This window comes from Noviherbaspirillum sp. UKPF54 (assembly GCF_007874125.1).
Taxonomy (GTDB): domain Bacteria; phylum Pseudomonadota; class Gammaproteobacteria; order Burkholderiales; family Burkholderiaceae_D; genus Noviherbaspirillum.
In genome coordinates, this window is record NZ_CP040128.1 from 2,283,856 (window position 1) to 2,308,274 (window position 24,419).

Genomic DNA, 24,419 nt, shown 5'->3' on the forward strand with positions numbered 1-24,419 from the left:
CCATCTAAAAGCCATCCAGTTCCCATCCACGTGGATGGTGAAGGCGAAGATGAAGGCGAATGCAACGCGGTTGGTGAAAATGCCACTCTTCCGACGAATGCCGACCAAGGCGCTCGCCTTAATGCAATCTACCGGGGGAAACTGCTTTATGATGCGCAGTCATGACGGGAAAGGACAGGCATGGCTTCTATCGAGGATTTGGTACGAAAACAAAAAACCGGGGCACAGTTTGTCATCAGCGCGCAAATGCTGCGCCTTAAGCCGCAAGAGTTCGACCCGCTGGCGCAGCGCTGGCTCGATGACGGCGGACCGGGATTCAATGTGGTCGGCGTGCCGCACCGCAGCGTGGTGGACGGAGAATTCCTCATCAGCCGCGTTACGGTAATCAGGACGACGGCGCCCTTGTAAGCGCGGCCGGAGCGCTCACATCATTTATCTGCAGAGGAAAAACCAATGGCAAAAAAAGAGAAACTCGATCCGGAAACCGCCGCGCTGATTCAGTGGTGCACGGAGGTGGAAGGATTTCTTGTTGCCGGCGGAGCGACGCTGGCCCAGGCGCAAGAACATATCGAGGAACAGGTCGAGTGGTTCACCGACATGTTCTATGACGGCTTGTCTCCGGAAGAAGCGGCGAAGGCGGCATTGCGCGATTGACGCGCGATAAGTAAATGTTGCTGATAGGTAAGCAAAAGCCCTCCACAAAGGCGGGGCATGCTAAAGTCCGATCAGCGACAGCATCTCCGCATTCTCAGAGTCACGATGAAGAAAAAACATAATCCCCGCAACGCCCTACTGCCTGGTAACGCAAAGCACTTGCTCAAGACGGAATTGCCCGCGCGCGTTGCGTTGATCTCGCTGGACACCGACTGGCTCGACATGGGCCATGTCGGGGAATTGCAGATGATGGGATTGCTGTGGAGCGTGATGAGCAACGAACCTGTCGGGACTGAGATTCTCAGCCGCCTGGCAGTCATCGTCGACCGGCAAAAGCAGGAAGGCCGCCTTTACGCGCTCGAAGACGAAGTGAAATGGCTGCGCGAGACGCTTCCGCCGATTATCGACGCGATCAGCGCGGCGCCCAACCACGTCGTGGCAGCGGCCATCGAGCAGGCGCAGCACGCGGTGGCGACGCTCGGCTAGCGGATTCTCCGCCGGCGCGTTCGTATCGAGCAGTTGGAAAAGAATGCGTCGGCCCGCAACAGCTTGCCGCACGTATGGTGCCCAGAAGAGGACTCGAACCTCCACGTCCTAAGACACAACGACCTCAACGTTGCGCGTCTACCAATTCCGCCATCTGGGCTGAAGAATATGCCGGGATCGTTGCAGCAAGATCCCGCATGAGAGTGGTGCCCAGAAGAGGACTCGAACCTCCACAGTGTTGCCACCGCTAGGACCTGAACCTAGTGCGTCTACCAATTCCGCCATCTGGGCGATGCGAAAGGCCGCAATTATAGCCGAACCTCGGATAGAAGCAATACCGTATTTTTCTTTTCGCTTTCTGTCCGGCTTCGGAGCCGCCCCATTTCCCGTATCATGTCCCCCCTTTGAATTGAAAGCCTGAACATGTCTGATGTCTGCGGCGTCGATTTCGGCACCTCGAATTCGACCGTCGGCTGCTGCCGGCCCGGCCATTCCGTCCTGCTCCCGCTGGAGGACGGCAAGCCCACCCTGCCCTCCGTGGTGTTCTTCAATGCCGACGACAACGCGGTCACGTTCGGCCGCGCCGCGCTGGCCGACTATCTCGCCGGCCACGAGGGCCGCCTGATGCGCTCGCTCAAGAGCCTGCTCGGCACCAGCCTGATCGACGGGCAGACCGAAGTGCAAGGCCGCGCCCTGTCGTTTCGCGAACTGCTCGCGCAATTCGTGAGCGAGCTCAAGCGCCGCGCCGAACAGGCCGCGGGCCGCGCATTCACGCAGGCCGTGTTCGGGCGGCCGGTGCATTTCGTCGACGACGACGAGCAGGCCGACCGGCAGGCGGAAAGCACGTTGCGCGAAGTGGCGCGCGCGGCCGGTTTTGCCGAGGTCGCGTTCCAGTACGAACCGATCGCCGCCGCCTTCGACTATGAATCCGGCATCGAGCGCGAAGAACTCGTGCTGGTCGCCGACATCGGCGGCGGCACCTCGGACTTTTCGCTGGTGCGGCTTTCGCCGCAACGCGCGCGCAAGACCGAGCGGCGCGACGATATCCTCGCGACCGGCGGCGTGCATATCGGCGGCACCGACTTCGACAAGCACCTGAGCCTGGCCTGCGCCATGCCGTTCCTCGGCCTCGGCACCCGGCTGGTCAACAACAAGGAAGTGCCGTCGAGTTACTACTTCAACCTGGCGACCTGGCACACCATCAATTTCGCCTATACCCAAAAGGTCTGGCGCGAATTGCAGGAGGTGTATCGCGACGCGCGTGAACGCGACAAGCTCGGTCTCCTGCTGAAGCTGATCGAGCAGCGCGACGGCCACTGGCTGGCGCTGCAGGTCGAGCAAGGGAAAATCGCGCTGTCGGAGCGGGATGCGGTAGAACTGGCGCTCGACCGCCTGGCGCCCGACCTGATGCTCGACCTGCGGCGGCCAGCATTCGACGCCGCCATCGCGTCCCTGGTCGACGGCGTGGAAAAGACGGTCGCCCGGCTGTTGCGCGACGCCGGCGTGGCCGGTGACGCGGTCGACACGGTGTTTTTCACTGGCGGGTCGAGCAGCGTGCCGCTGCTGCGCGCAAGGATCGCCGCGCTCTTTCCTGCCGCGCGGCGGGTCGAAGGCGACGTGTTCGGCAGCATCGGCACCGGGCTGGCGCTCGATGCCGCGCGCCGTTTCGGTTGAGCATGACCGGCGGCAAAGGAACGCGCAACAAGCTACGTCCATGCGTTAAATCTCTTGCCTCGTGCCGCTGGTAAAATTTCTCCATCTCATGTTCTGCCGCACGGCAAAATCTCCCATGTCCAGCGCCCTGTCGAAGCGACTCTCCTCCCTCCTGCACCATGCCGCGTTTCGACGCGCTTGCATCACGCTGGGCGTCTTGCTTCTGCTGTACAGCCTCGCCGGTTTCGTCGTGCTGCCGTTCGTTATCAAGTCGCAGGCCGAAACGCTGTTCGCGGAAAAGCTCCACCGGCGCGGGACCCTCGGCGAGGTCAAGGTCAACCCGTTTGCCCTTACCGTGAGCGTGCGCGACTTCAAGCTGATGGAACCGCAAGGCAACGCCACTTTCGCCTCGTTCGACGCGCTCGTCGTCAACCTGTCGACCGAATCCCTGTTCCGCCTGGCGCCGGTGGTGCAGCAGGTCCGCCTGGACAAACCCTATGTGCATCTGGAACGCACCGCTTCCCACCGCTACAACATCGACGACCTGATCGAACTGGCGACCAGCCAGCCCCCGTCGCCGCAACCTGCTCGCTTTTCCGTCAACAATATCCTCATCGATAACGGCCGCGTCGACTTCCAGGACCGGCCGGGCCACGCCTCCCATGCCGTCACCGACGTCTCGCTGGGCATCCCCTTCATTTCGTCGCTGCCGTCGCAGGTGGGCATCTTCGTCGAACCGCTGCTGCGCATGCAGGTTGATGGCTCGCCGCTGGAACTCAAGGGCAAGGCGCGTCCGTTCGCGCAGGACAGGGACGCCGTGGTGGAACTGAACCTCGACGGACTGGACCTGACCCGCTATGTCGAGTACCTGCCGTTCGAACCCGGCGCGACGCTGCGCAGCGCGCGCCTCGATACCCGCCTGAACGCCAGCTTCCGCCAACTGAAGGATGGCGCGCCGGAACTCCTGCTGGCCGGCAGCGCCGCGCTCAAGTCGGTGCAGCTCGTCGAGAAAAACGGCGCGCCCCTCCTGAAGCTGCCGGAACTGGCCGTCACCCTGGGCAGCACCAATGCATTCGGCGGCACAGTCGCCTTGAGCAAAGTTGCGTTGAACGGCCTGGAAATGGAACTGACGCGCGGCCGCGACGGCCGGCTCAACCTGCAGCGCCTGTTGCCTGCGCCGGCCGCCAAGCCGGATAGCCGGCCGGCTGCGCCCTCGACGCCGCTGCGCATCGCGCTCGACGATCTGGAAATCCGCAACGGCGCCGTGCGCTACGCGGACGACACCGGCACGCGCCCGCTACGCGCCGGCGTCGAGAAATTCGCGCTGAAGCTGCACAAGCTTGCCGTCGACACCGGCAAGAAGACGGTCGGCATCGGCGATGCCGTGTCGGACAATGCCGCGCTGCTCCTGCGCCAGGGCAAACCCGGCGCGGCGGCTGCACCTGCGCCGAACAAGCCGCAGGCGCCCGCCGCGCAGGATAGCGGGCCGGCCTACGCGGTGAGCGTCGGCAGGCTGCGCATCGACAACTGGTCGGCGCGGCTGGAAGACCAGAACGCGCCGCAGCCGATCGTGACGACGATCGCACCGCTGAGCGTTTCGGTGCAGGACGCGTCGACCGCATCCTCGGCGCCGGCGCGCGTGGCGCTCAAGGCAAGCGTCAACAAGAACGGCCGGCTGGCCGCCGACGGCAGCCTCGGCCTCGCGCCGTTCCGCGCCGACCTGGCGCTCGACCTGAACGGCGTCGATCTCCTTCCGCTGCAGCCGCTGGTCGAGGACAGGATCAACCTGCGCGTCACGCGCGCCAGCCTGACCTCCAAGGGCAAGCTGCAACTCGATACGGCGCGGGACGGCAGCCTGCAAGGCGGCTTCAAGGGCGACGCCAGCCTGACCAACCTGGCGACCGTGGATGAAATCAGCGGCAACGACTTCCTGCGCTGGAAGTCGCTTTCCGCTGGCGGCATGGATGTGCGGCTCGCGCCGTTTTCGCTGGCCGTGGACCACCTCGCGCTGGCGGACTTCTTCGCCCGCATCATCATCGATCCGTCCGGGCGCATCAATCTGCAGGACATCGTGCGCGGCGATGCGGAAGACCGGCGGAGCCTCACCGAGGCAGACAGTGCCCGTGCCGGCGGCAAGCAGCCCGGCACCGCCGCCGAATCAAAGGGCGAATCAAAACATGCAATGCCCCCGATTAGCATCCGCAAGCTCACTTTCGAGGGCGGCCGGGTACGCTTCTCCGACAACTTCATCAAGCCCAATTATTCGGCCAGCCTGAGCAATCTCGGCGGCGTGGTGTCCGGCCTGTCCTCCGATCCGTCGGCCAGCGCGGGCGTGGACTTGCGCGGCGAAGTCAACCGCGCGCCGCTGTCGATCGTCGGGCGCATCCAGCCGCTGCGCAAGGACCTGCTGCTGGACCTGCAAGCCAACGTGCGCGGCATGGAACTGGCCGACCTGTCACCCTACGCCGACCGCTACATCGGCTACGGCATCGAGAAGGGCAAGCTGTCCTTCGAGGTCGCCTACCACGTCGAGAACCGCCAGCTCAACGCGGCCAACCGGCTCATCCTCGACCAGCTCACGCTGAGCGAGCGCAGCGCCAGTTCCCCCGCCACCAAGCTCCCCGTCAAGCTGGCGATCGCGCTGCTGCAGGACAGCAACGGCGTCATCGACGTCAACGTGCCGGTCGACGGATCGCTCGACGATCCGCATTTCTCGGTCGGCGGCATCGTCCTCAAGGTGATCGGCAACGCCATCGTCAAGGCGGTCAGCAAGCCGTTCGCCCTGCTCGGCTCGATGTTCGGCAGCGGCGCGGAACTGTCGTCGCTGCCGTTCGAGCCCGGGCGCGCCGTCGTCCGGCCTTCCGCCGAGCCCGCGCTCAATACGCTCGCCAAGGCGCTGGCCGCCCGCCCCGCCCTGCAGCTGGAAATCACCGGCTGGGCCGACCGGGCGTCGGACTTCGAAGGCTTGAAGCGTGCCGCCATCGACCGCAAGCTGCGCGCGCTCAAGCAAAAGGACTTGCAGACGAAAGGACAGTTTTTCGAAATGTCGGGCATCACTGTCACGCCCGAGGAATACCCTGCCCTGCTGGCGCGCGTCTACAAGGAGGAAAAGTTTGCCAAGCCGCGCAATGTGATCGGCCTGCAAAAAGCCTTGCCGCAAGCGGACATGGAAAACCTGATCAAGGAAAATACGCCGATCGACGAGGATGACTTGAATGCCCTCGCCAACCGGCGCGCGCAAGCCGTCAAGGACTGGCTGATCAAGTTCGGCAAGATCCCCGGCGAGCGCATCTTCATCCTCGCCTCCAAGGCTGGGCAGCAGGAAGCGAAGGCAGGCGGGAGCCCAGCCGCGCTGAGCAAGGTGGAATTTTCGCTAAGGTAGCCGAGCCGGTTTCCACCACCGCGGCGCGGTGATGGAAATCTTGCATTGCTGCCATCCCTTGCCTCCGCAATCTGTTACGTAACGTCACATTTGTTACGCTAGAGCAAGCCCTTTAACGCCAGGGCTTGCCAATGCGGCATTGCCGCATGTCAAGTGACAATGGTGAAATTAAGCCTTCTTCCATTGCCTGACTGCTTCCGTGTTTCGGGAAGCATCTTCCAGATTCATGATCAACTCCCCCCACCGTCTCCGCCCGGCCGTTTCGCTCGTCCTGTGTACGTCTTTTGCGATCGGCATGACTGGCTGCGGCGGCTCCGGCTCTCCCGCCGCGACCCCATCCGCTTCCGCAGCCGCCACCACCGGGACCACGCCGGCCGCCAGCGCCGCGCCTTCCGCAGTGCAGTCGCCGGCGGAGGCCATCGCCGCCCCCGACCTGACGCAGCCGGCGCTGGCGCTGCCCGCCAATATCGCCAATGGCAGCGTGGTGTCGCTGCAGTGCGGCCGGACCTATTCCGGCACGCTGGACCTTGCCGGCAAGTCGAACGTGACCGTCAGGACCGAAGGCGGCTGCGGCAAGGCCGTCATCACGCCCGGCCAGGCGATCGACGGATGGAGCCTATACCAGGGCAACATCTATTCGGCGCCCATTGCCTTCGACGCGGCGCAAGTGCTTGTCGACGGGCAGCCGCTGGCGCGCGCACACTGGCCGTCGCGTTCGCAAACCTGGGCCAGGGCCGGCAGCTCCAGCGGCGCTTCGCTCGCCTATCCAATGCCGAACGGCGACCTGGCCGGCGCCACCCTGCTGTTCCGCCCCAACGACTGGGCGATCGAGGCGCGCACCATCACCGGCTATTCGGCAGGCTCGATGAGCCTGGCCTCGACGGGCAAGGTCTCGTTCGACGGCTACGCGCTTTCCGGACAGCCGGACTTTTACGTGGAAGGCAAGCTGTGGATGCTCGACGAGCCCGGCGAATGGGCAGTGTCCGGCGGCCGGCTGTACGTCTGGACGGCCGACGGCAAGTCGCCGCAAGGACGGGTGGTGGCTTCGCCCGACCGCGACGGCATCAACGCGCGCAATGCGCAGGGAATCACGGTCGACGGCGTGAGCATCTATGCCGCCGCCAACGGCATCAACGCGCTCGACGCGAAGAACCTGCGCGTGACGGCCACCGATATCGCCAACTCCTCCGAAAACGGCATCCTCAATTCCGGCGGTTCGGGGCTGTATGTCGACGGCGCCAGCATCAGGAACTCGCGGCATGACGCGATTGCCGTCAAGTGGGGCGGCGGCGGGGATACCGTGCGCAATTCGACCATCGACGCATCCGGCGTGATCGGCATGCCGACCAATGCCCACGCGGCGGTCAACCTGACCGTGGGCGTCGGCTCGACCGTCAGCAACAACACCGTCACCAATTCCGGCTATATCGGCATCCGTGCGTTCCGCAATGCCAGCGTGACGCAGAACACGGTGGACGGCGCCTGCATGGTCCTGACCGACTGCGGCGGCATGTACTTTTACACGGACGACGGCCAGGCGCTCAATACCGTGGTCGACGGCAACACGATTGCCAATGTCGGCGGCAGCCAGAAACTGGCATGGGCGATCGATCTCGACGCCGCCAGCGGCGTCACCGTGTCGAACAACACGATCACCGCCAGCGCCAACGGCATGCAGCTCCATGACGGCGGCGGCAACACGATCAGCGGCAACCGCTTCTCGGCGAGCCGTCAGGCCCACATCCAGATGGACGAGGACGGCAGCGCGCCCAGCGTGCGCAACAATGTCGTGAAAAACAATGTCTTTACGTCGAAGAACGGCGAAGAGACGTATCGCATCAGCAGCACGCTGGGCGCGGATTCGGTGGCACAGTTCGCCGCATACAGCGACAACGCCTATACCAGTTCCTCCGCCACCTTCGCCAACTTCAATGGCGAGCTGCTGAACTACACGCAATGGAAGGCGCGCACGGGACAGGACGCGTCGTCGACGTTCCAGGCGCAGTAGGTTCCGGCATCATTCATGCCGGCGACGCCGGGCGCAGGGAGCGCCCGGCATGGTGAATCAGAACTCTTCCCAGCCGTCCGCAGCGGATGCCGGCGGCAGCGCGCGTGCCGGGATGGCCGGCGCGGCGGCCTTCGCGGTAGCCTTTGTGGCGCGCTTCGGAGCGACCACCTTCAATGCCGGCTCGGCGCGGGCGGGCGCAGATACCGATGCAGACGCCGGCGCTGCTGCAGGCCGCATGGCGGCATCGTCGGCCGTCAGCTTGAACACCTGCACCGCCTGGGCCAGTTCCTCGGCCTGCTTGTGCATCGATTCCGCCGCGGCGGCCGCCTCTTCCACCAGCGCGGCGTTCTGCTGCGTCACCTGATCCATCTGCGCGATAGCCTGGTTGACGTGTTCGATGCCGTTGTTCTGTTCCTGGCTGGCCGCGGCGATTTCCCCGATCAGGTCGGCCACGCGGGTGACGCTGGCGACGACTTCCTGCATCGTCGCGCCGGCCTGGTCGACCAGGCCGGTGCCGGCGTGCACCTTGTCCACCGAGTCGCCGATCAGCTCCTTGATTTCCTTGGCTGCCGACGCCGAGCGCTGCGCCAGCGTGCGCACCTCCGCCGCCACGACCGCGAAGCCGCGCCCCTGCTCGCCGGCACGGGCCGCTTCCACCGCCGCGTTCAACGCCAGGATATTGGTCTGGAAGGCGATGCCGTCGATCACGCCGATGATGTCGACGATCTTGCGTGACGACTCGTTGATGGCGGCCATGGTATCGACCACCTCCGCCACCACGGCGCCGCCCTTGCCGGCGACTTCCGACGCCACAACCGCCATCTGGTTGGCCTGGCGCGCATTGTCGGCATTCTGCTTCACGGTCGAGGTCAGCTCGTCCATCGAGGAAGCGGTTTCTTCCAGCGATGCCGCCTGCTGCTCGGTGCGCGATGACAGGTCGAGATTGCCGGCCGCCATTTCGTTGGTGGCGGAGGTGATGGCATCGGTTCCGGTGCGGACCTTGCTCACGATGCCCAGCAGGCTTTCCTGCATGGTCTTCATGGCGAACAGCAGGCTGGACCTGTCGCCCGGCTTGACCTTGACCGGCTCCGACAGGTCGCCGGCGGCAATCCTGCGCGCCACCTCGGCCGCATCCTGCGGGTCGCCGCCGACCGCCCGGTTGAGGCTGTGGATCACGAGCAGGACCGCGCCGTTCAGGAAAATGCCGACCACGGCCAGCGCGAGAAACGCCTGCCAGAAGTCCCGGACCGTGGCGTCGGACAGGTCATCCAGGTAGACGCCGGTCACGACCGACCAGTCCCAGGGCTTGAAGGTCAGGACGTAGGATCCCTTGGGAAAGACCTTGGACTGGTCGGGATGTCCCGGTTTCGCCCACACATATTCGACCCACCCTTCTCCCGTGCTCTTGGCGATGGCGGCCATGTCACGGAACAGGTAATTCCCTTGCGGGTCCTTGTAGTCCGCGAGGGTCGAGCCGTCCATTTCCGGCTTCATCGGATGCATGATCATCTTGGGCTCGGAAGAGACGACGGTCAGGTAGCCGTCCTTGCCGAAGCGCACCGCCTTGATGCGGGCCAGCGCCTGTTTTTTCGCCTCGTCGACCGTCAGCGTGCCGGCAGTCGCCAGCGCCTCGTATTCCCTGGCGATCGATACGCCGATCTCGGTCGCGTACTTCAGCGACAGCTGCCGCTCTTCCAGGCGGCGCTGCTTGTTGTGATAGATGTCGGCTCCCGTGATTGCCCACAGGGCAACCCAGCAAACCACGAGCGGGGCAAAAAGCTTGGTACGAAAAGACAGCTTCATGTCGAATCTTCCGGAAAAGGGGACGATGGTTCAAATGAAAATCGGTGCTGCTGCAACAAGGGCGAAGGAGACAATCACCCTATCTCGCGCATGGACAATATTTTATCTTACGCTTGTTGCCTTATGGAAAACTTACTCTAAATCAATTTTATTCATGCGATAGCCGGGCAGCACGGCGGTGCGGGCGATGCTGCGACAGGCCCGCGCTGAACTTTGCCCGCGCCGCATCCTCTGACGGGAACGATCGCAAGGAGGCATTGCAGTGCAAGCCACGGTGCATTCCGGCCCGCCCGGCCGCGTCCGGATAACGTTCCCCAAGCTCTATCGCTGTGAAACGGAAAAAAACCGCATCGAGTCGCGTCTGGCCGCATGCCGCGACGTCACCGCCGTCTATGCCAATCCGCTGACGGCGCGCATCCTGGTCCTGTTCGACGCGCCCGACCCGCCGCGCGAAATCTTCGACGCGCTCGGCATGCCTCCCGCCGGAGCCCCGCATGCGCGTAGGCTGCCCGCCCCGCGTCCCGGCCGCACTGCTGCCAAGCAGACGCCAGCCCCCCGCGACATCTACCCGCCCTGGCACTTGCGCGAGGCGCAGGAGGCGCTGCGGCACTACCGCAGCTCGCCCTCCGGCCTGTCGCCGGCGGCGGCCGCCGAGCGCCTGCGCCATGGCCGCAACCTGCTGCCGCAAGCCCCGGGGCCGTCGCAATGGATGCTCCTGGCCAACCAGTTCAAGAGCCTGCCGGTGCTCCTGCTTGGCGCTTCCGCGCTGCTGTCGGCGCTCACCGGCGGACTGCCGGAAGCGGCGGCGATTGCCGCCGTGCTGGCCTTAAACGCGGGCATCGGTTTCGCGACCGAACGGCGCGCCGAGTCTGCCATCGCATCGCTGTCGGAGTTGATCGACGACGTCGTCCCGGTACTGCGCGACGGCAAGGTGCGGCAAGTCGATGCGGCCGATATCGCGCCCGGCGATATCCTGCTCCTTTCCCCCGGCATCCATGTGGCGGCGGATGCCAGGCTGCTCGCCGCCAACGGCCTGGCTCTCGACGAATCCGCGCTGACCGGCGAAAGCCTGCCCGCGGCAAAGGACCCGGCGGCGCTGAAGGATGCCGCGCCGCTGGCCGAGCGCCGCAACATGGTCTATCGCGGCACGGCGGTGGCCGCCGGCACCGGCCTGGCGCTTGCGGTCGGCACCGGAGCGCGCACCGAAATCGGCGCCATCCAGCGCCTGATGGCGCAGGCGGAGCGCCCGCCGACGCCGATCCAGCAGCAGCTGGACCAGCTGGGCAACCGGCTGGTCGTCCTCAGCGGCGCCATTTGCGCCGGCGTGTTCGGCATCGGGCTGTTGCGCGGGCAAGGCTGGCTGCACATGCTGAAGGTGGCCGTCTCGCTGGCCATCGCCGCCGTGCCGGAAGGCTTGCCGACGGCTTCCACCGCGACGCTGGCGCGCGGCATCGGCCAGATGCGCCGGATCAACGTGCTGATCCGGCGACTGCAGGCGGTCGAAACCATCGGCGGCATCCAGACCATCTGCCTAGACAAGACCGGCACGCTGACCATGAACCGCATGTCCGCGCTCGAAGTGCGCGCCGGGCTGCGCCATTTCCGGGTCGACGCCGGCCGCCTGCTTGCCGCCGACGGCACGCCGGCTGACCCGGCAGACCCAGCGCAGCCGGAACTGCTGCGGCTGCTGCAGGTTTGCGTGCTGAGCAGCGAAGACGGGGCCAGGCCGGACGACCTGTCATCGTCCAACGGTTCCTCCACCGAGCGCGCGCTCCAGGAACTGGCTGCACTCGCGGGCGCGCCGGCCGCCGAATGGCGCAACCGGCACTCGACGCTGGTGACCGAGCTGCGCGCGCACGGGCGCAATTACATGAAGACCGTGCACGCGATCCCCGGCATGTCCCGCCAGCTGGTGACGGTCAAGGGCAGTCCGCCGGAAGTGCTCGGCCTGTGTCGCGCCTGCCTGAGCGATGGACGGCTCGTGCCGCTGACCCAACCGCTGCGCGACGAGTTCGCACGGCAGAATGAAGGGATGGCGCAAAGGCGCCTGCGCGTGCTCGGGTTCGCGTATGCGGAAGCCGACCCGTCGCATGTCGAGCGGCCGCCACTGGTCTGGCTCGGGCTGGTCGGCCTGGCCGACCCGCTGCGCGCCGGGGCCAGGCAGCTGATCGGCAGCTTCCACCGCGCCGGCATCCGCACCGTGATGGCGACCGGCGATCAGGGCGCCACCGCCGCATCGGTCGGCAAGGAACTGGGCCTGGGCCGGCGCACGCAACTGCGCATCCTCAACGCCGCGCACCTGGATCGCATGGAAGCCGAAACCTTCCAACGCCTGGCAAGGCGCACCGACGTCTTCGCCCGCGTCAGCCCGGCGCACAAGCTGCGCATCGTGCAGGCGCTGCAGGCAGGCGGCGCAGTGGTCGCGATGACCGGCGACGGCATCAACGACGGCCCTGCCCTGCAGGCGGCCGACATCGGCATCGCGCTGGGGCACGGCGGCACCGACCTGGCGCGCGCGGCAGCGGACATCATTCTCAAGGACGACCGCATCGAGACCCTGCTGGCGGCGATCAGCCAGGGCCGCACCATCTCCGCCAACATCCGCAAGTCCGTGCATTTCCTGATCTCGTCGAACCTGAGCGAAATCCTGCTGGTGCTCGGCGGCGTGTCGTTCGGCGCGGGTTCGCCGCTCACGCCGATGCAGCTGCTGTGGCTGAACCTGCTCAGCGACGTGTTGCCCGCGATCGCGCTGACGGCGGAACCGCCGGAAGAGGATGTCATGGCGCGGCCGCCGCGCGATGCGCGCCAGCCGATGATCGGCAGGGACGACCTGGCGCACTACACCCGCGAAGCCGCGCTCATCGCCGGCGGCGCGCTGGCCGCGCATCTGTACGCAACGGCGCGCCACGGCGCCGGCCCGCGCGCCGGCAGCGTCGCCTTCAATACGCTGATCCTGGGGCAATTGCTGCATGCGCTGTCGTGCCGCTCGGAGCGGCGGCGGCCGTTCTCCGGCGCCGCGCGCAACCGGCAGCTCGATTGGGCGATCGCCGGCTCGGTCGGACTGCAACTGCTGGCCAACCTGGTGCCGGGCCTGCGCAGGCTGCTGGGCATGCGCGCGCCTGTGTTCGGCGATGTGCTTGCCGTAGCGGCCGGGGCCGCCCTGCCGCTGCTGCTCAACGAAGCGGCCAAGCCGCCGGACGCCGCGCGCGCCGGGCAGCGGCCGCGCGACGCTGCGAGCGCAACCGGCGCGACTGCCCGCCGGCCACGCTACAGCAGCGCGCCCAGCAGCGCGAGCGCGGAGCGTTCGACGAGTTTTTCGGCAAGAGCGTCGAGCACCTTGCCGGCAAGCGGCGGCAAGGCCTGACCGGCATTGCCGGCCGTGGCCATGGGTGATAGCCATCCTGCGCTGCTCATCGCTCGCAGGATGGCGTGGACATCGGTGCGTCCCGGCTCGTAATGAATCAGCACGCTGCCCGTGACGCTGTTCGCCGCCGCCGACGTGACGCCGTCGAGACGGCGCGCCATTATCTGTATGTCATGGGCACGTGCCGGATTTTTCCTGATGCGCGCGAGCTTGAGTCGCAGGCGTCCCGAAGTGTGATGTATGTATTCGCTCATGCTGGCCTCCACTACGGGCGGTACCGTAGCAGGCCAGCGTGACAGGATGATGACGCCCGTTCAGACTCGGACGGGCGTCCGGTCCGGGCTTGCGTTCAATGCATCATTTCTTCCGGACGCGAGTGCTCGATCGGTACATTGCGCCCGGGCGCCTCCGCCGTCTCGTTCCGCTTGCGCTCGACCATGCCGGCGCCCGCCTGCTGCCCTTCGGCGCTGCGGCGCGGCATCGCCTCGCCGACCACCGCCTTCACGCCGCCCACGACGCCGACCAGCAGCCCGGTCAGGGTATGCACCGCGGCGCCGCCGACATCCTCGACCCCGTGCAGCACGTCCTTGGCGATATGCTGCACGCCGCCGACCAGGCCGCTGCCGACTTCCTCGGTGGCGGCGATGACGCCCTTGAGCACGTCGCGCGTGGCGCCGATGACGTCATCGCCGACGCTGGCCACCGAATGCATGGTGCCCGATACCGCGTGCTGTGCGCCCGCCGCCGCCCGGCTTGCTGCCTGGCCGACCGTACCCGACATGCCGGACAGGCTTTCCAGTCCTTCCTGTTCGGCGCCGGTTTCGGCCGCGGTCTGTTGCGCCGCCTGGGCGTGATAGGGGTCGCGCTGGATCGACTCGGCCGCCGATTCCTTGCGCACCTGAGGATTCATCGCCTGTTCCGTCTTTCCGGCTGGATGATGATGTTCTGCCATGGTGAATCTCCTTTCCATTGCGGCGCCGTCCCGCTTGCGCTCAACGCCGCCTATCCGCAAGATTGAATGCCTGCCTTGCGTACCACAATACCGAGAACGCGGGCGGGAACCACTTCCCCCTGAACATCTGGCCGACGCCGACCAGCAGCAGCAGCGCCCCCATCATGAAGTCGCGATTGATGTCGCGCCCGCTGACCAGGTTGATCGGCCCGCCGTCCAGGCCCCTGTAGACCGCCGCAGCGCCGGAAGAATGCTCCGCGCCGGCATCGGCGGCGACAGACAGCAAGCCGTCCTGCTCTGCCCGTCGCAGCAGGTCGTCCAGATCCCCCGAGAATTCCAGCGCAAGGCTGCCCGTGACCGGATTCGCCTTTGTCTTGTATACGTTGCCGAAGCGGGCGAAGCGTTCCGAGATATCCGAAAAATAGCCTGCATCGCCGCGCTTCTCGTCGATGCGCAAGCGCACCCTGCCGGCAATCCAGTGGACGATGACCGCATGGGCCGTCATGACGCATGCGCTCCATTGCCCGAATGGCGCGCCGCGGGCCCAGCCTCCGGGCGCGGGCCCACATCCTCCTGCGTGCCGGCCTGCGGCAGGTCGCCGGCCTCGTCCGGCGCCGCGTAGCCATAACCATGCCCGCCGTGCTCCATTTCCATCTCCGAGCGCACTTCCGCGATCAGGTCCTCCATTTCCTCGCCGGCGCTCGCCAGCGCCTCCCGTCCTTTCTCGTACAGCAGCACGCCGCCCTTCAGCAGGGATTTGGCCAGCGGGCGGGCAGCCATCGCCACCACAGGAATGACCACCGGCGCCAGCACGGTTGCGGCCAGCCCTGCGGTCAGGCCGACGACGATATTGCTCTTGAAAATATCCATGAAGGACTCCGCCTCGGTTCTCCACCTCGTTCGACCCCGGCACCGCGCCTGGCGTTCCTGCAAAAAGGGACGCACTTTGCGCTATATGGAAGAAGCGTCTTGACGGTAAGTTTCACAAAGCCAGCGACACGGTATGCAAGACCAGGCCGACCAGGCCGCCCACCAGGGTGCCGTTGATGCGGATATATTGCAGGTCCTTGCCGACATGCAGCTCGAACTTGCGCGACACCGTTTCCGCATCCCACTTGCGGATCACGCGCGTGACCAGGTCGGCGATCATTTCGCGCCGCTCGACCAGCGTATCGGTGGCGACGATGCGGATCCACTGGTTCAGCTTCTTTTGCACCGTCTTGTCCTGCAGCAGCGCAACGCTGAAGGTATGCAACCCCTGGGTCAGCTTGGTCAGCATGACCGAATCCTCCGCCTCCACTTCGGTCAGCAGGCGCAGCTTGATTTCATGCCAGATGTGGTTGATGTAGTTGCGAAACACCGGGTGCTCGAGCACGTTCATGATCACCACTTCGATCTTTTCCTCGTACTCGGGCGAGGTGCGCAGCTTGTCGATCAGTTCCTCGATGGCGATCTGGAAGCGGTTACGCCACTCGCTGTCGTCTTCGCGCATTTCGGCCAGCGTGCTCTGCATGGCGTCGAGCAGGCGCGCAAAAAACCGGTCGTCCACTGCCTTCGGCAGCCAGCGCGGGCTGTTCTCGTTGATTTTCCAGCGGATGTAGGAACTGTTGTTCTCCACCAGCTGCGCCATCAGGTTCACCAGGTGGTCGAACACGACCTGGTGATGCCGCCCGGCCACCAGCACCGACAGGATTTCCGCCACCAGCGGCGCGAACTGCACGCTGCCCATGGCGGCGCGCATGCGGCGCTGCATGAATTGGGCGACGTCCTCGTCCTCGATCATGCGCAGGATCGCGGGGATGCTGCCGACCACCTGCTTCGCCACGAAGCGGCTGTTCTCGGGCCGCGCCAGCCATTTCGCCGCCGTGCCGGAAAAGTCGATCGGCCGCAATTCCTCGCGGATCACTTCCTGCGTGATGAAGTTATGCTTAAGGAAATACGCGAGGCTTTCGCCGATGCGCTCCTTGTTCCTGGGGATGATCGCGGTATGCGGAATCGGCAATCCGAGCGGCGCCCGGAACAGCGCGGTCACCGCGAACCAGTCGGCCAGCGCGCCCACCATCGCCGCTTCGGAGAACGCCGCGACAAAGGACAGGGATGGATGCGCCGGCTGCAGCAGTCTTGCCACCACGAACAGCACGGCCATCAGCACCAGCAGGCCGGTCGCCAGCCGCCTGGTCTTGGTCAATTGGACGAGTTGTTCCGCTTCCCGGTCTGATGGGCGCATCGATGGGTTATACACGCAAGGTAGTCGATGCCTGATTCGAGCGTGAGCCAAGCCAAATAGTTCATTCCTGACAACTCGCGCCCTTGCACGACCACCGCAGCAAGACTGGCAGCAGGCCGCCGAACACCCAGTAATCGACCGGTGCGCCCCATAGCCAGTGCTTATGCCAGGCAACCGCGCCGGCATGGAATCGCGCCAGCCCATAAGCCGGATTGAGCGCGAACCAGAGGAAATCCTCGACCAGCCAGAACAGCATGATGCAGGCAAGCACGCGGGTTTCGTCGCGCCACGACCAGCGGCCAGCATAGACCAGCGGGAAATGAAAGAACAGCGCGATGAACGGAAAGACCCAGGCGTGGTACCCGGTCATCGGCCGCCCGCCCCAGAAGATGTCGAGCAGCCAGTGCCGCTCGATGCGCCAGGTCGGCAGGCTCGCCGCCCAGCCGGCGCCGCCTTCGATCTCGATCTCGACGTGCGCGAAGAAGCAGGCGAGCAGGATCGTCCAGGCCAGCGTCGGCAACAACTGCCGCCAGGCGTGCTTACGCCTCATCGGCTCTCAGGCCGGCCAGCACCGCCTGCAGCACGTGGCGCGCGGCGTCCGGGCGGCCCAGCGCGGCCGCCCTTTCCCGCATCCGCGCCATCTGCTCCGGATGCCGCAGCAGATGGCACACGCGATAGGCGAGCGCCACGCCGTTGCCGGCATTGAGCGCCGCGCCCTGCTCCAGCAGGAAATTGGCGTTGCGCTCCTCCTGCCCGGGAATGGGCGCATGCAGGATCGCCGGCAAGCCCATCGCCAGGCATTCCGACACGGTCAGCCCGCCCGGCTTGGTGATGACGAGGTCGGCGCAGGCCATCAAGCGCTCCACCCGGTCCGTGAATCCGAGCGGCAGCAGGCGGCCGGGATAACGTGCGGCAAGCCGCTGCAAGGCCGCCAGCGCGGCGCGGTTCTTCCCTGCCAGCACGACCAGTTGCATGTCCACGTCCAGCGCCAGCAGGCTTGCCGCCACCTGTTCCAGGCTCCCCAGTCCGGCGCCGCCCCCCATCAGCAAGACGATCCTGCGCCGCGCATCGAGCCCCGCTTCCTGCGCGCCGCCCGCGCTTGCGGCGGCACGCGCGAAGGCCGGCATGACCGGAATGCCTGTGACGCGTATCGCCTGCGGCGCCACCCCATGCGCGCGCAGGCGGAACGCAACCTCTTCGTTCGCGGCGAAATATCCGGTCACGCCCGGCTGGACCCAGATCCGGTGCAGGTCGAAGTCGGTGACCTGCACCCATAGCGGGCATGCCAGCATCCCCTTGCGGGCCATGCGCGCCAGCACTTCAGCCGGCAGGAAATGGGTGCAGACGATCGCATCCGGCCGGAACGCGGCGATTTCACGGCGCAAGGCGAGCGTGTTCAGCCGCTCCGCAAAACGCCGCAACCGCTGCAGCACGCCGCCGGGCCGCGCCTCGTCGGTGACGCGATACAGGGCTCCCCACAGCCCCGGAAAGCGGTTGACGATGGAAATGTAAAGGTCCGTATACAGCCAGCGGAACAGGGCCGGCACGTAATCCATCACGTCCAGATGCCTCGCCTCCACCCCGTCTTCATGCGCATCGGCGACATGCCGGATCGCTTCCGCCGCGCGCACGTGGCCGGCGCCGGCGGACACGCTCAGCAGCAGGATCCTTTTCCGGCGCACGGGCGCGGCACGCGGCTGCAGCGGCACTGAAAAAAGCGAACGCGTCTTCATCGGCTCACACCGGCACGGAACAGGGCGTGCCGCCGACATGCCGCCGCCGCGCCGGATGCAGGTTCTGCAGGAATTGCCGGGTGGCCGCGTTCCAGGAATAGCGCAGCGCGCAATGGCGCACCGTGTCGCGGTTCAGCCGCAGTGCGTCGATGCAGGCGTTGCCCAGGTTCTTGTCAAGGATGCCCGAGCGCCCATGCACGACCACGTCCAGCGGTCCTTCCACCGGATAGGCGGCCACCGGAACGCCGCACGCCATTGCCTCGGCCATCACCAGGCCGAAGGTGTCGGTGCGGCTGGGGAAGACGAACACGTCGGCGCAGTTGTAATACGCGGCCAGCTCCTCGTGCGGCTTGGGTCCGAGAAAGCGTACCGCAGGATAGTGCCGCTCCAGCTGCTCGCGCTGCGGCCCGTCGCCGATCACCCACTTCGTGCCGGGCAGGTCCAGGCGCAGGAAATCCTCGATATTCTTTTCCACCGCGACCCGCCCCACGTACAGGAACAGCGGCCGCGCAATGCAGGCGTAGTCCTGCGCGTCCGGCCTGAAATACCCGGTGTCGACGCCGCGCCCCCACAACACGACATTGCGAAAGCCGCGTGCTTCGAGCACGCGCTGCATGCCTGCCGTGGCCACCATCACCGCCTTCGAGCGGCCATGGAACCAGCGCAGCCAGCGGTAAGTCAGCGCGGCGGGAATCAGCGAGCGCGAGCGCACGTATTCGGGGAAGCGGGTGTGGTAGGAACTGGTGTAATCCAGCCGGCGCCTGGCGCAATAGCGCCGCGCGGCCAGACCCATCGGCCCTTCGGTGGCGATGTGTATGCAGTCCGGCTGCAGCGCGTCGAGCGCCTGCTCGACCTTGGGATAGGGATTGCGGGCCAGGTGGATTTCCGGATAGGTGGGACAGGCGAAGGTTTCCAGTCCCGCTGGATCGATAACATGCGCCGCGTGGCCGAGGCCTTGCAGGCAGCGCTGCGTCGCCTTGATGGTATTGACCACCCCGTTGACCTGGGGCGGCGCGGCATCGGTCACGATGGCGATACGCATATGTCTTGCAGTTCCTCTACTCGTTCGTGCTTGTCCTGCTTGCGCCGCTTGACGCCCTCCTCCCAGCTCACCAGGCGCAGCTCGCCCGCATGATCCTCGACCAGCGCCGACAGGCTTTCCACCCAGTCGCCGTCGTTGCAATAGGTGATGCCGTCGATGTCGCGGATTTCCGGCTTGTGGATGTGGCCGCAGATCACGCCGTCCACGCCCTTGCGCCGGGCCTCGGCCGCCAGCGCCTGCTCGAACGAGGTGATGTAGCTGACCGCGTTCTTCACTTTCAGTTTGAGATATTGCGACAGCGACCAGTACGGCAGCCCGGCGCGCGCGCGCCAATTGTTGTAGACCTGGTTGAATTTCAGGATCATCGTGTACAGGCTGTCGCCGACATAGGCCAGCCACTTGGCGCAGGCGATCACGCCGTCGAAGCGGTCGCCATGCAGCACCAGCATGCGCTTGCCGCCGGCGGTCACGTGGATCAGCTCGTCGCGGATGCGGATGCCGCCGAAGTCGAGGTCGATGAACTGGCGGATCGCCTCGTCGTGGTTGCCGGGCACGAAGATCACCTCGGTACCCTTCTTCGCCTTCTTCAGCACGGCCTGCACCACGTTGTTGTGCGCCTGGTCCCAGTACCAGCGGCGCTTCAACTGCCAGCCGTCGATGATGTCGCCCACCAGGTACAGCGTCTCCGACTCGGTCGCCTGCAGAAATTCGAGCAGCCGCGCCGCCTGGCATCCCGTGGTGCCGAGGTGGATGTCCGAGATCCAGATGGTCCTGAAGCGCTTGACCGTCTTCTTCGGCGCGGCATCCAGGAGCGGATCGAGGAAAGCGTCGCGCGGCTTCATGGCTGCCCCGAGTCTTTCAGGTAGTGGCGCGCATAGCGTTCGTCCAGCCGGTCCAAAGGCAGCAGCAGGAACAGGTCGGCGCTATGAAAGTCGGCGTCCCACGCCGGTTCGCCGCAGATCCAGGCGCCGCTGCGCATGTAGCCCTTCAGCAGCGGCGGCACCTGTGACTTGCGGTCGGCGTCGCGCGCATGCAGCGGAAACGGCGCATGCGGCGTGACGCGGTATTCGGGCGGCGCCAGGTTGGTCTGCGCCAGCGCGTGGTACACGGCGGCGGCGTTGTGCCCGCCGTCGGACAGGCTGATGGACGCGCAGCCGATCAGATATTCGCAACGCTGGCGGCGCATGTAGGCGGCCAGCCCCGCCCACAGCAGCATGATCACGCCGCCGCTGCGGTAATCCGGATGGATGCAGGCACGCCCGGCCTCCACCATGCGCCCGCGCAGGTGCTGCAGGCGCGCCAGGTCGAATTCGCCTTCCGAATAGAAGCGCCCCAGTTCGCGCGCCGCCGCGGGGCCGAGGACGCGGTAGGTGCCGACCACCTTCAGCGAGCGCGCGTCGCGCACGATCAGGTGATCGCACCAGGCGTCGAACTCGTCGGCGTCGATCCCGTCGTCGTTGGCCAGCGCCGACAGCCCCATCGTCTCGATGAAGATTTTGTAGCGTAGTCGCTGCACTTCGCGCACTTCCTCGCGCGTGCTGGCCAGGCTCAGGGTCAGTTTCGGGAAGCTCGCGCTCGCATCGGCGGCGGTGGTCAGTAATCGCATTCGTCGTCCTTGTGGTTGAGACGGGCCAAGCGTAACCGCGCTTTGCTTCACCCCAATGACAGTTCCGTGTCAGGGCGATGACATGCAGGGCCGGCACGTCCCCGCTTCATCAGGTTGTAACAATCGCCCAGCAGAATTGCTAAAAATCAACTTCATCGAACAACAAGGATTACCATGAAGATCCTGCTTGCCCCCGTCGTGCACCTGATGCAGCGCCTGCGCCTGCTGCCCAAATTCGCCCTGATCACGGCAGTGTTCGCCGTGCCGCTGGCACTGATGGCATCGCTGCTGTTCGCCGAGCTCAACAAATCCATCGACACCGCGCGCCAGGAACGGCTCGGCGCGCGCTATGTGCGTCAGCTGGAGAATGCGATGCGGCTGGCGCAGCGCCACCGCGCCTTGCGCCATATGCAGCTGTCCGGCAACGCCACCGCCGCCGGCCAGGCGGCCTCAGCGCAAGCCGAATTGAATCGCCAGGTCGCTGCGCTGGACGCGCTGCGCGGCGATGCGGCGGCCTTCGGCATCGAGGCCGCATGGAACGACGTCCGGCAAGACTGGACCGCGCTGCAAGGCAAGATGCGCGGCGCGTCCGCCAAGGACAGCTATGCCGACCACACGCGGCTGATCGAACGGATGGGCAAGCTCAACGCGCTGGCGGCGGACAAGTCCGGGCTGACGCTCGACCCGCAGATCGACAGCTACCACCTGATCGCGGCCCTGGTGCACGGCTTTCCGGCGGTCGCCGACAACCTGGCGCAGATCGCCGGGCGCGGCGCGGCCTACATCGATACCGGCCTGCTCGAACCGAACGAGGATTTGCTGCTCAGCTCGAACGTCATGCTCGCCGGGCGCGACCTGGCGAGCATCCCGCCGCAGTTCGAAGCGGTGTTCCGGGAAAACCCGGAACTGCGCCGCACGCTGGAGCGCCAGCTGGCCGCCGTTCCCGCCTCGCTCGCCTTTCTGGAGCGGGCGCGCGGCGAAGTGCTCAACACCTACAACCAGACTTCCGGCAGCCAGTTCTTCGACGCCGGCGCAGCCTGCATCGACGGGCTGTACGCCGCCGCGGCCGCGTCCGCCTCCGCCCTCGACACGCTGCTGGAACGGCGCATCGAACTCGACACCGCGCGGCGCAACATGATCGTGCTGGCGGTCGCCGCCACGCTGGGCATCGCCCTCTACCTGCTGGCCGGCTTCTACGCATCGTTCTCGCGCGGCGTCGCGGCCCTGGAACAGGCGGTCGAGCGCGCCGCCGGCGGCGACCTGGCGCATCGCGTCTCGTCCGATGCGACCGATGAAATCGGCGGGCTGGTGAATGCCTTCGGCGACATGAACGCGCGGCTGGCGACGCTGGTCGCGCAGGTGCGGACGGCGAGCGGCGCCATCGAACAGGCCGCCCATGAGATTTCCGGCGACAACTCCGACCTGGCGGCGCGCACCGAATCGCAGGCCAGCGCGCTGGAGCAGACCGCCGGCTCGATGGAAGAGCTGACCGCCACAGTGCGGCAGAACAGCCGCAACGCCGGCGAAGCGACCCGCCTGGCGGCAGGTGCGGACGAAGTCGCCACCCGCGGCGGCGCGGCCGTGGAACAGGTGATCGGCACCATGGGCGATATCAAGACCAGTTCCTGCCGGATTATCGACATCATCGGCGTCATCGACGGCATCGCGTTCCAGACCAATATCCTGGCGTTGAATGCCGCGGTGGAGGCGGCGCGTGCCGGCGAACAGGGGCGCGGCTTCGCGGTGGTGGCCGCCGAAGTGCGGGCGCTGGCCCAGCGCTCCGCCGGCGCGGCGCGGGAAATCAAGAGCCTGATCGAGCATTCGGTCGCCCAGATAGAGCGCGGCAACGAGCTGGTGGATTCGGCCGGCAAGACCATGGACGACATCCTCGGCGCGGTGCGCGGACTGACCGGCCTCATGAACGACATCGCGAGCGCCGGCCAGGAACAGGCGGGCGGCATCGAGCAGGTCAATCGCGCCATCGGCGAGATGGACGAAGTCACGCAGCGCAACGCGCAGCTGGTGGAACACGCCGCCGGCGCGGCAGTCTCGCTGCAGCAGCAGGCGCTGCGGCTGTCGCAGGCAGTCGCCGTGTTCAAGCTGGACGAGCAGCGGGAGCCAGCGGCCGAAGCGCCGCCGGCGCGCGCGAGCGTCGCCGCGCTGCCACGCAAAAGGCCGCAACGCATCGCGTTCGACGCCGCTGAATTCGACGCCTCCGCGCCGCGCAAGCGCGCCTGACGGCGCCTGGAAGCGCGATTCATCATGCCGTCACAAACGGCCGCCAGAATCCCGCCTTGTCCATTTTCCTATCCATTCATGCAATGCTGAACCGACTCTCCCGCCTTCTCGCCGCCGCATGCGCGGCCTTGCTGCCCTTGTTACCGCTGGATGCCGCCGCCGGAAGCAACGCCATCGTGATCGGACAGGCGGTCGACCTGTCCGGGCCGGACGGCAGCCTGGGACGCGATTACGTCGCCGGCATCAAGACCTGCTTCGACATGATCAACGCTGCCGGCGGCATCAACGGCCGGCGCATCAGCTTCATCGCGCGCGACGACCGCGGCCAGCCGGAACTGTCGGCCAGGGCCGCCACCGAGCTGATCGAGCGCGACCAGGTCGACTACCTGATGGGCGGCATCGGCGACCAGGCCGCCAGGGCCGTGCTCAGTGCTCCGGCCTTCAGGCGCAGCGGGCACATCCTGTTCGCGCCGCTGGCGGCGGCCGACTACCGCGCCGACGAGCGCGTGCTGTTCTGGCGCCCGAGCTACAAGCAGGAAATCCGTCACATCTTCGAGCACTTCAGCAAGCTCGGCATCGCCCATGCCGGCATCGTGCTGCAGGATTCGCCGTCCAACCTGGAAGCCTATGACAGCCTGACGGCGGAAATGCGGGAGCGGCACGTGCGGCTGGCCGGCAGCGCCCGTATCGGTGCGGAGGGTACCGACGCCGCCCGCATCGCGCAGGAAGCGCGGCGCCTCGCCGCGGCCAGGCCGGGCTTCGTGCTGGTGATCGCCGATACCATCGGCACCGCGCTCTTCCTGAAGGAATACCGCAAGTACGACGGCCAGACCTTCGTCGCCGGCACTTCTCTGATCAACCTGTCCACGCTGCGCGAGCTGGCGGGCGCGCGTGCGGTGGAATGGACCGTGTTTTCGCAGGTGGTGCCGAACCCGGGCGCGGGCGCGTCGCCGCTCCAGATAGAGCACCTGAACATGATGAAGAAGTATCGCGACGAGGCGGTGTCGTCGCTGACGCTGGAAGGATTTGCGGCGGCCAAGGCGCTGGCCGGCGCGATCCGGCAAGCGCGGCGCGGCGGGAACGCGCTGCAGGATTTCCTCGCGCAGAGCGGCAGGATCGACCTGGGCGGGCTGTCCGTTGCGGCGTCGGATCGCGGTAACCGCCTGTCGGGCTATGTCGACATCGCGCTGTTCCGGAAAGGCAGCGGGCTGGTGTTCTGACAAATAAATAGCGACGGCGCCGAACTTCCGCCGCCGGCACGCGCTCCAACC

General features: G+C 66.3%; 20 protein-coding genes and 2 tRNA genes. 9 read left to right on the top strand and 13 right to left on the bottom strand.

Going from position 1 to position 24,419, the window contains the following annotated elements; genetic code table 11:
- Nucleotides 1–180: 180 nt before the first annotated feature.
- The 3 genes from FAY22_RS10590 to FAY22_RS10600 all read left to right on the top strand — a co-directional run bounded on the left by FAY22_RS10590 (nucleotide 181) and on the right by FAY22_RS10600 (nucleotide 1,140).
- A complete protein-coding gene (locus FAY22_RS10590) occupies nucleotides 181–408 on the top strand; it encodes a hypothetical protein (RefSeq protein ID WP_146330166.1) in 228 nt (75 codons plus the stop codon).
- Nucleotides 409–453: 45 nt separating this feature from the next.
- A complete protein-coding gene (locus tag FAY22_RS10595; RefSeq protein WP_146330167.1) occupies nucleotides 454–654 on the top strand; it encodes a hypothetical protein in 201 nt (66 codons plus the stop codon).
- A 105-nt stretch (nucleotides 655–759) separates the two neighbouring features.
- Nucleotides 760–1,140 carry a hypothetical protein gene (locus tag FAY22_RS10600; RefSeq protein WP_146330168.1) on the top strand — a complete coding sequence of 127 codons (381 nt, stop codon included), beginning with the start codon at nucleotides 760–762 and terminating at the stop codon, nucleotides 1,138–1,140.
- Nucleotides 1,141–1,215: 75 nt separating this feature from the next.
- Here FAY22_RS10600 and FAY22_RS10605 read toward each other — a convergent pair.
- Nucleotides 1,216–1,300 (bottom strand) — tRNA-Leu (locus FAY22_RS10605).
- A gap of 44 nt (nucleotides 1,301–1,344) precedes the next feature.
- Nucleotides 1,345–1,431 (bottom strand) — tRNA-Leu (locus tag FAY22_RS10610).
- A gap of 132 nt (nucleotides 1,432–1,563) precedes the next feature.
- Between FAY22_RS10610 and FAY22_RS10615 the strand changes: the two genes are divergently transcribed.
- The 3 genes from FAY22_RS10615 (at nucleotide 1,564) to FAY22_RS10625 (ending at nucleotide 8,183) form a co-directional block, all read left to right on the top strand.
- Nucleotides 1,564–2,814 (top strand): Hsp70 family protein, encoded by a 1,251-nt coding sequence (locus tag FAY22_RS10615; RefSeq protein WP_146330169.1) that lies wholly within the window; start codon nucleotides 1,564–1,566, stop codon nucleotides 2,812–2,814.
- A 115-nt stretch (nucleotides 2,815–2,929) separates the two neighbouring features.
- On the top strand, nucleotides 2,930–6,175 hold the full coding sequence (locus tag FAY22_RS10620; protein WP_146330170.1) for a DUF748 domain-containing protein: 3,246 nt from the start codon (nucleotides 2,930–2,932) through the stop codon (nucleotides 6,173–6,175).
- 295 nt (nucleotides 6,176–6,470) lie between these two features.
- The gene (locus tag FAY22_RS10625) at nucleotides 6,471–8,183 is read left to right on the top strand and encodes a right-handed parallel beta-helix repeat-containing protein (RefSeq protein WP_146330171.1); all 1,713 of its coding nucleotides are present in this window, start codon (nucleotides 6,471–6,473) and stop codon (nucleotides 8,181–8,183) included.
- A gap of 57 nt (nucleotides 8,184–8,240) precedes the next feature.
- Here the strand turns inward: FAY22_RS10625 and FAY22_RS10630 are convergent, their stop codons facing one another.
- Nucleotides 8,241–9,986, bottom strand: coding sequence for a methyl-accepting chemotaxis protein (locus FAY22_RS10630; protein WP_146330172.1), 1,746 nt, complete (start codon nucleotides 9,984–9,986; stop codon nucleotides 8,241–8,243).
- Nucleotides 9,987–10,248: 262 nt separating this feature from the next.
- Between FAY22_RS10630 and FAY22_RS10635 the strand changes: the two genes are divergently transcribed.
- A complete protein-coding gene (locus tag FAY22_RS10635; RefSeq protein ID WP_146330173.1) occupies nucleotides 10,249–13,350 on the top strand; it encodes a cation-transporting P-type ATPase in 3,102 nt (1,033 codons plus the stop codon).
- Here the strand turns inward: FAY22_RS10635 and FAY22_RS10640 are convergent.
- From FAY22_RS10640 to FAY22_RS10685, 10 genes are all read right to left on the bottom strand, one after another.
- On the bottom strand, nucleotides 13,254–13,604 hold the full coding sequence (locus FAY22_RS10640; RefSeq protein WP_146330174.1) for an HMA2 domain-containing protein: 351 nt from the start codon (nucleotides 13,602–13,604) through the stop codon (nucleotides 13,254–13,256). The two genes, FAY22_RS10635 and FAY22_RS10640, sit on opposite strands and share 97 nt — an antisense overlap.
- A gap of 95 nt (nucleotides 13,605–13,699) precedes the next feature.
- Nucleotides 13,700–14,302, bottom strand: coding sequence for a hypothetical protein (locus FAY22_RS10645; protein WP_146330175.1), 603 nt, complete (start codon nucleotides 14,300–14,302; stop codon nucleotides 13,700–13,702).
- Nucleotides 14,303–14,342: 40 nt separating this feature from the next.
- Nucleotides 14,343–14,807 (bottom strand): hypothetical protein, encoded by a 465-nt coding sequence (locus tag FAY22_RS10650; RefSeq protein WP_146330176.1) that lies wholly within the window; start codon nucleotides 14,805–14,807, stop codon nucleotides 14,343–14,345.
- Nucleotides 14,804–15,172, bottom strand: a complete 369-nt coding sequence (locus FAY22_RS10655; RefSeq protein ID WP_146330177.1) for a DUF5132 domain-containing protein — start codon at nucleotides 15,170–15,172, stop codon at nucleotides 14,804–14,806. Before FAY22_RS10655 ends, FAY22_RS10650 begins: the two co-directional genes overlap by 4 nt.
- 112 nt (nucleotides 15,173–15,284) lie before the next feature.
- Nucleotides 15,285–16,529, bottom strand: a complete 1,245-nt coding sequence (locus FAY22_RS10660) for a DUF445 domain-containing protein (RefSeq protein WP_146330178.1) — start codon at nucleotides 16,527–16,529, stop codon at nucleotides 15,285–15,287.
- Between the two features lie 61 nt (nucleotides 16,530–16,590).
- Nucleotides 16,591–17,079, bottom strand: a complete 489-nt coding sequence (locus FAY22_RS10665; RefSeq protein WP_146330179.1) for a hypothetical protein — start codon at nucleotides 17,077–17,079, stop codon at nucleotides 16,591–16,593.
- The gene (locus tag FAY22_RS10670) at nucleotides 17,069–18,262 is read right to left on the bottom strand and encodes a glycosyltransferase (RefSeq protein ID WP_146330180.1); all 1,194 of its coding nucleotides are present in this window, start codon (nucleotides 18,260–18,262) and stop codon (nucleotides 17,069–17,071) included. Before FAY22_RS10670 ends, FAY22_RS10665 begins: the two co-directional genes overlap by 11 nt.
- Nucleotides 18,263–18,266: 4 nt before the next feature.
- On the bottom strand, nucleotides 18,267–19,304 hold the full coding sequence (locus FAY22_RS10675; protein WP_146330181.1) for a glycosyltransferase family 1 protein: 1,038 nt from the start codon (nucleotides 19,302–19,304) through the stop codon (nucleotides 18,267–18,269).
- Entirely contained in the window at nucleotides 19,286–20,146 is an 861-nt protein-coding gene (locus tag FAY22_RS10680) for a UDP-2,3-diacylglucosamine diphosphatase (protein ID WP_146330182.1), read from the bottom strand. The genes FAY22_RS10675 and FAY22_RS10680 overlap by 19 nt, the downstream gene beginning before the upstream one ends.
- On the bottom strand, nucleotides 20,143–20,910 hold the full coding sequence (locus FAY22_RS10685; protein WP_146330183.1) for a GNAT family N-acetyltransferase: 768 nt from the start codon (nucleotides 20,908–20,910) through the stop codon (nucleotides 20,143–20,145). The genes FAY22_RS10680 and FAY22_RS10685 overlap by 4 nt, the downstream gene beginning before the upstream one ends.
- A 174-nt stretch (nucleotides 20,911–21,084) precedes the next feature.
- Here FAY22_RS10685 and FAY22_RS22580 point away from each other — a divergent pair, with 174 nt between their 5' ends.
- Together FAY22_RS22580 and FAY22_RS10695 are read left to right on the top strand one after the other, a co-directional pair.
- Nucleotides 21,085–23,148: a methyl-accepting chemotaxis protein gene (locus FAY22_RS22580; protein WP_146330184.1), complete on the top strand. Its 2,064-nt coding sequence runs from the start codon at nucleotides 21,085–21,087 to the stop codon at nucleotides 23,146–23,148.
- 83 nt (nucleotides 23,149–23,231) lie between these two features.
- On the top strand, nucleotides 23,232–24,368 hold the full coding sequence (locus FAY22_RS10695) for an ABC transporter substrate-binding protein (protein WP_146330185.1): 1,137 nt from the start codon (nucleotides 23,232–23,234) through the stop codon (nucleotides 24,366–24,368).
- Nucleotides 24,369–24,419 lie beyond the last annotated feature (51 nt).